The 6,000-nt window shown below is 61.7% G+C and carries 6 protein-coding genes; 2 read left to right on the top strand and 4 right to left on the bottom strand.

Annotated elements, in window-relative coordinates; genetic code table 11:
* The first annotated feature begins 151 nt into the window (after positions 1-151).
* Complete coding sequence (locus tag NKJ84_RS26430; protein ID WP_352508881.1) at positions 152-1,372, top strand: anion transporter; 1,221 nt, start codon at positions 152-154, stop codon at positions 1,370-1,372.
* Positions 1,373-1,478: 106 nt separating this feature from the next.
* Here NKJ84_RS26430 and NKJ84_RS26425 read toward each other — a convergent pair whose 3' ends face one another.
* From NKJ84_RS26425 to NKJ84_RS26410, 4 genes are all read right to left on the bottom strand, one after another.
* The gene (locus NKJ84_RS26425) at positions 1,479-1,790 is read right to left on the bottom strand and encodes a cupredoxin domain-containing protein (protein WP_352508883.1); all 312 of its coding nucleotides are present in this window, start codon (positions 1,788-1,790) and stop codon (positions 1,479-1,481) included.
* A gap of 14 nt (positions 1,791-1,804) precedes the next feature.
* Entirely contained in the window at positions 1,805-2,329 is a 525-nt protein-coding gene (locus NKJ84_RS26420; protein WP_254820743.1) for a DUF4142 domain-containing protein, read from the bottom strand.
* A 104-nt stretch (positions 2,330-2,433) separates the two neighbouring features.
* A complete protein-coding gene (locus NKJ84_RS26415) occupies positions 2,434-3,105 on the bottom strand; it encodes an RNA polymerase sigma factor (protein WP_352508880.1) in 672 nt (223 codons plus the stop codon).
* Between the two features lie 245 nt (positions 3,106-3,350).
* Positions 3,351-4,520: a cystathionine beta-lyase gene (locus NKJ84_RS26410; RefSeq protein ID WP_352508879.1), complete on the bottom strand. Its 1,170-nt coding sequence runs from the start codon at positions 4,518-4,520 to the stop codon at positions 3,351-3,353.
* Between the two features lie 427 nt (positions 4,521-4,947).
* Between NKJ84_RS26410 and NKJ84_RS26405 the strand changes: the two genes are divergently transcribed.
* Complete coding sequence (locus tag NKJ84_RS26405; RefSeq protein WP_254820740.1) at positions 4,948-5,976, top strand: amino acid ABC transporter substrate-binding protein; 1,029 nt, start codon at positions 4,948-4,950, stop codon at positions 5,974-5,976.
* Positions 5,977-6,000: the final 24 nt, after the last annotated feature.

Genomic DNA, 6,000 nt, shown 5'->3' with positions numbered 1-6,000 from the left:
CCGAACACTCTCTCCACGGCATCAACACCTCCCGGCAAAAACCGAAAAGTGTTACCTATGTGTCCGGTACAAATCGTCACCTATGTCTCGGGCCGCTCAACAGGTCCATTCGGGACAGGTTCACTCGCCAGTCGCATAGGATTTCCGACACATGACAGCGATGGGCGCGGCGGCGCTGCTGATCCTTGTCCTGACTTATGCCGGCGTTGCCGTCGGCAGAATACCCGGGCTGCGCCTCGACCGGGCAGGGATAGCACTGCTCGGCGGTGCGGCGATGATCGCCATCGGCGCGCTGGACATGGAAGACGCCTACCGCGCCATCAGCTTCGACACCATCACGCTTCTGCTCGGCATGATGATCGTCGTGGCGCATCTGAAAGTGTCGGGCGCCTTTCGCGCGCTCGGCGGGTTCGCCATCGAGCATGCGCATGCGCCATTCATGCTGCTGGTGATGGTGACGCTGTTGACCGGCGTCCTGTCGGCATTCCTCGTCAACGACGCTATCTGCCTGGTCATGGCGCCGATCGTCGTCCATGTCACCCGCGTCATCAACCGCAACCCGGTTCCCTATCTGATCGCCACGGCGACCGCATCCAATTGCGGCAGTGTCGCGACCATCACCGGCAATCCGCAGAACATGGTCATCGGCGCCCTGTCGGGGATTTCCTATCCGGCCTTCTCGGCGGCGCTTGCGCCGGTGGCCCTGTTCGGCCTCGTCGCCGTCATCGTCATCGTCCGCATCGTTTACCATGCCGAATTTTCGCGCAAGGCCGAGCTCAGCCCCGAAGTCTACCGAGGCCGCATGCTGCCGGGACAGGTGCTGAAGGCGGTGGTCGTCTGTATCGGTTTGGCCATCGCCTTCTTTGCCGGCGTTCCGGTTGCCAAGGCGGCGCTGATCGGCGGCGCGATTCTGTTGCTGACCCGCGCCATCAAACCTGAGCGCATCTATCGCGAGATCGATGGGCCGCTGCTGTTCATGTTCGCCGGGCTGTTCATCGTCGTCGCCGGAGCCGAGAAGACGCTGCTTACGCCCGACATCGTCGCTTCGGCAAAAGACCTTGGGCTGAATGATGTGTGGCGGCTGTCCGGCTTCACCGCGGTGCTGTCCAACATCATGAGCAATGTCCCGGCCGTGCTGGCGCTGAAGCCGTTCGTGCCCGGACTGGAAAACCCCGAGCGGGCCTGGCTGGTCGTCGCCATGAGCTCGACGCTGGCCGGCAATTTCACGTTGCTCGGCTCGGTCGCCAATCTGATCGTTGCCGAGCACGCGCGGGTCTCCGGCAAACCGCTGGGCTTCATCGCCTTCTTCAAGGTCGGCCTGCCGTTGACGCTGGTCACCCTTCTTGCCGGGACGGCATGGCTGGCGGCCTAGAAGCGCGTCGCATTCGACCGACCTCATGCGGCGCGCATTAGGCTCTTTTTCATCATGTCGTTGTCGCAAAACCGCTGCACACTTTTGCGCGGCATGCATTAGCCGGTCAGGGCGATGTCACCGTCAGATGGCCTTTCATGTTGGGATGGAAGCGGCAGAAATAATCGACCGATTCCGCCTTCTTCACCGTCAGGCTCGCCGCCTTCTTCGGCGGGATCATCACTTCCCAGGCGCCGTTGACGGTTGCCGTGTGGGCGAACACGTCCTTGTTTACCCACCTGATCGTGTCGCCGACCTTCGCCTCGATCTTCGCCGGCGAAAACACAAGCTTCTCGATCGTCACCTCGATGGTTTCGGCCTTGGCCGGCGCGGCACCCATGGCCAATGCCAGAGCAACCCACAGATGCCGCCGCGACATCATTGGCTCGATCCTCACTTCAGCATGCCGGCGACGTGTTCGGCGTGCTGTTCGTGGCCCTGGAATATTTTCAGGCCGGTTTCCAGCAGGCTCTTCAGCTCGGCATTGCTGGCGGACGGGATCAGCAGAGTTTCGAGCGCGCCATTGACCTGCTTGTGGTAGGCCACCTCGCTGGCGACATAGGCCTTGTCGAACGCTGCGCCCTTGAGCTTGGCAAGCTTGGCACGTTCCTCGGCCGCCGCCTTGGTCAGCGCTTTGCTGGTCGGATTATCCTCAGGCGTGACCTTGAGCTTCTTGACCAGGTCGAGAGCCTGTTTGTTGACCGCCTCGTGATCTCGCACCATGTCCTTGGCGAAATCCACGACCTCCTTGTTTTTCGATTTCTTCAGCGCCTGCTTGGCCGCCTCGACGTCAAGCACGCCCGCTGTGTAGGCGATATGTGCGATCTGCGGGTCGGTCGGTTTGTCGGCAGCTTGCGACGAGGGCGCTGCGCCAAGCAGGAAAATTGCGGCCAGTGCCGTGGTCGATCGAATAAACATGATGCTCTCCTTCGCCCCGACGCGGAACTGCATCGGGCTTCGTTTTCAGTGATGCTCATTGGATGCAGGTCACGGGAAAACGTTCCCGCGAAAATCGCCGCGGCCTATCCGGAAAGACCAAGCCGCTGCATCACGGCATTGGTCAGCCGTTCGCAGCGCCGGCCCGCGAACGGAAAGGCGTCGAGCAGCACCGGGCCGATCTGGTCGTCCAGCGCCTTGCGCACCAGCGCGCGGGCGCGGTGCAGCCGCGTCTTGATGGTTTCTGGTCGCACGCCAAGCAGTTCGGCGGTCTCCTCGATGCTCAATCCCTCGATGACGCGCGCCACGAACACGATCCGGTAGACATCGGGCAGACTGTCGGTTGCCCGTTCGACAAGCTCAAGGATCTGCCGTTGCGCCATCGTCCGCTCCGGATCGTCGCTCGGGTTGAGGGGAAACCGGATGATTTCGGCTTGCGGGTTTTCAGGCATCGCTACCATTCGCCGCCTTTTGCGCAAGCGGCCGAGGGCTTCGTTGATGACGATACGCGACAGCCATGTGGCGAGCGAGGCATCGCCGCGAAAGGACTCGAGATGGGCAAAGGCGCTGACATACGCCTCCTGGACGATGTCCTCGGCCTCGCTGTCGTTCCGCACAACACCGCGGGCGATGCGGTAGAGCCTTTGGTTGTGCGTCTTGATGATGGTGCGAAATGCATCGCCATCACGTGCCAGCGCGCGGCCGACAAGCTGCATATCGCCGGAAGCGGCGGGCGTTGCCGTCAACGCAGCAGGCATGGCCGATCTCCTGATAGGCTTCTCATCGCGACATTGGATGCATCGGCCGACAAAAGGTTCCCGACCGATCCCGCCGGCCAACCTCGATCCGTTTCAAGGACTGGCAGAGACTATTCTACCGCCTTCACCACACTGCCGCCCCTGTTTTGTAGAGTCGACCGATCGGTCGCCGTGATATCGCTCAGGATCGCAATTTTTCCAGGCTGTTACGCCGATTTTCTGACTCAGTCTGGAATGGTGCTGGCTCAGGCATCAGCGGCCGCCGCCAGCCCGCGCGCCAGGTCGGCCTTCAAATCCTCGACATCCTCGAGCCCGATCTGCAGGCGCACCAGCGGCCCGTCATACGGGCCCTTGGCGATTGTGCGGTCGCCAAGGAATACCGGCACGGCAAGGCTCTCATAGCCGCCCCAGGAATAGCCGAGGCCGAAAAACTTCAACGCGTCGAGGAAGGCGTGCTGCTGCTTCTGTCCGCCGCCCGCGAGAACGATCGAGAAGATGCCGCTCGATCCGCAAAAATCTCGCTTCCACATAGCGTGGTCGGGATGACTGGGCAGCCCCGGATGCAGCACCTGCGCTACGCCGGGCTGATCCTCCAGCCAGCCGGCGAGGGAAAGCGCGCTCTTTTGATGATGCTCCAGCCGCACGCCCATCGTGCGCAGGCCGCGCAGCACCTGGTAGACGTCGTCCGGTCCGGCGCAGCAGCCCATCGTGTTGAACGTCTCGCAAAGCTGATTCCAGCAAGCTGCATTGGCCGACACCGTGCCGAGCAGCACGTCGGAATGGCCGGCCGGGTATTTCGTCGCCGCGTGGATCGAGATGTCGACGCCGTGGTCGAGCGGGCGGAAGTAGAGCGGCGTCGCCCAGGTGTTGTCCATCATGACGATGGCGCCGGCGGCATGTGCTGCCTTGGCGATGGCCGGTATGTCCTGCACCTCGAAAGTGTTGGAGGCCGGCGATTCGGTGAACACCACCTTGGTGTTGGGCTTGATCAGCGCCGCGATGCCGGCGCCGATGCGCGGTTCGTAATACTCGACCTCGATGCCCAGCCGCTTCAGCATCGTGTCGGCGAAGTTGCGGGTCGGATGATAAACGGAATCGACGATCAGCAGATGATCGCCGGCCGACAGGAAGGCGAGCAGCGGCAGCGTCACCGCCGCCAGGCCGGACGGTACCGCGACCGTGCCTGCCGAACCTTCCAGCGCATCGATCGCGCTGTTCAGCGCATCGGTGGTCGGCGTGCCGCGCGTGCCGTAGGTGTATCTCTGGCTGCGTGAAGCCATCGCCGCCGCATTGGGATAGAGCACGGTCGAGGCATGCACCACCGGCGGATTGACGAAGCCGAAATAGTCATGCGGGTTGTTGCCGGAATGGGCGAGCCGTGTGTTGACGCCCATCTCGCTGTCGTCTTTTGCCATTGCTTTTCGTCCCATGGGTTGGTCGTTAGCCATAGTGCGGCGGCATTGGCCGCACAACCGCACCGCACTCGCCAGGCCAAGGTCTTGAATATGCCAATTCAGCAATGCGCCGTAGATCCTCTGAACGGCTGCCAGGTGCGCTTGGCAAGTCACGGTCGGACTTTGCCGGCTTAATTGGCGCGCTGACCAATTTGCGAGCGCGTTTGTCTGCAATTTCAGGCATTTCAGGCGGTTGGTTTTCAAAGTCTTTCGGATTTGGTCATTTCCCTTGACCTCACAGGAATAATCGCCTTCGATGTTGTTCGTGAATGGGAGGCAGCGCGTTGGTTACGATGCGCGATTCCGGTAATGGGCCGGGATACATAGCTGCGTTCACACGGGAAAAAGTCAGGTTCGCCTGGAAAAAACAGAAAAGGGTCTGTGGGTCATGAAACACATTGCAATCGGCGTTTTGGGCGCCGCCGCGTTTGGATTCGCGGCTTCGGCGGCTTCGGCGGCCACGCTCGACGATGTCAAAGCGAAGGGCTTCATCCAATGCGGCGTCTCGACCGGTCTGGCCGGCTTCTCGGCGCCGGACGACAAGGGTGAGTGGCAAGGCATCGACGCGGACTTCTGTCGCGCTGTGGCGGCCGCCGTGTTCGGCGATGGCACCAAGGTGAAGTTTACGCCGCTCAGTGCCAAGGAGCGGTTTACCGCTCTGCAGTCGGGCGAGATCGACATCCTGTCGCGCAATACCACCTGGACCATCAATCGCGACACCGCACTCGGCCTGAACTTCATCGGCACGACTTATTATGACGGCCAGGGCTTCATGATCAACGCCAAGAAGCTTCCGGGCGTGAACTCGGCGCTGCAGCTTTCGGGCGCGGCGGTCTGCGTGCAGAGCGGTACCACGACCGAGCTCAACCTTGCCGACTATTTCAAGTCGAACAAGATGGAGTACAATCCTGTCGTCTTCGAAAAGCTGGAAGAGGTTAACGCCGCCTATGACGCCGGCCGCTGCGACGTATACACCACCGACCAGTCGGGCCTCTATGGCATCCGCCTGACGCTCGGTGCGCCGGCCGACCACGTCGTGTTGCCCGAGATCATCTCCAAGGAACCGCTTGGGCCGGCCGTACGCCAGGGCGACGACCAATGGTACCACATCGTCAAGTGGACCTATTTCGCGTTGCTCGACGCCGAGGAACTCGGCATCACCAAGGCCAATGTCGACGAGATGAAGAACTCGGACAGTCCCGAGATCAAGCGCGTGCTCGGCCAGGAAGCCGACACCAAGATCGGCACCGATCTCGGCGTCTCTAACGACTGGGTCGTCAACATCGTCAAGGCCGTCGGCAATTACGGCGAGATGTTCGAGCGCAATGTCGGGTCGGGCAGCCCGCTGAAGATCGCGCGTGGCATCAACGCGCTGTGGACCAAGGGTGGTCTGCAATACGCTCCGCCGATCCGCTGATCGAAAATGGATTCGGAAGGCAGA

The sequence above is a fragment of the Mesorhizobium sp. M0048 genome (assembly GCF_040323405.1).
GTDB lineage: Bacteria > Pseudomonadota > Alphaproteobacteria > Rhizobiales > Rhizobiaceae > Mesorhizobium.
This window is presented reverse-complemented; position numbering and strand designations above follow the sequence as displayed.

Coding starts and splice junctions, on each gene's coding strand:
- NKJ84_RS26420 (WP_254820743.1), bottom strand. CDS start 2,329: ATGTTTATTCGATCGACCACGGCACTGGCCGCAATTTTCCTGCTTGGC.
- NKJ84_RS26425 (WP_352508883.1), bottom strand. CDS start 1,790: ATGTCGCGGCGGCATCTGTGGGTTGCTCTGGCATTGGCCATGGGTGCC.
- NKJ84_RS26430 (WP_352508881.1), top strand. CDS start 152: ATGACAGCGATGGGCGCGGCGGCGCTGCTGATCCTTGTCCTGACTTAT.
- NKJ84_RS26410 (WP_352508879.1), bottom strand. CDS start 4,520: ATGGCAAAAGACGACAGCGAGATGGGCGTCAACACACGGCTCGCCCAT.
- NKJ84_RS26415 (WP_352508880.1), bottom strand. CDS start 3,105: ATGCCTGCTGCGTTGACGGCAACGCCCGCCGCTTCCGGCGATATGCAG.
- NKJ84_RS26405 (WP_254820740.1), top strand. CDS start 4,948: ATGAAACACATTGCAATCGGCGTTTTGGGCGCCGCCGCGTTTGGATTC.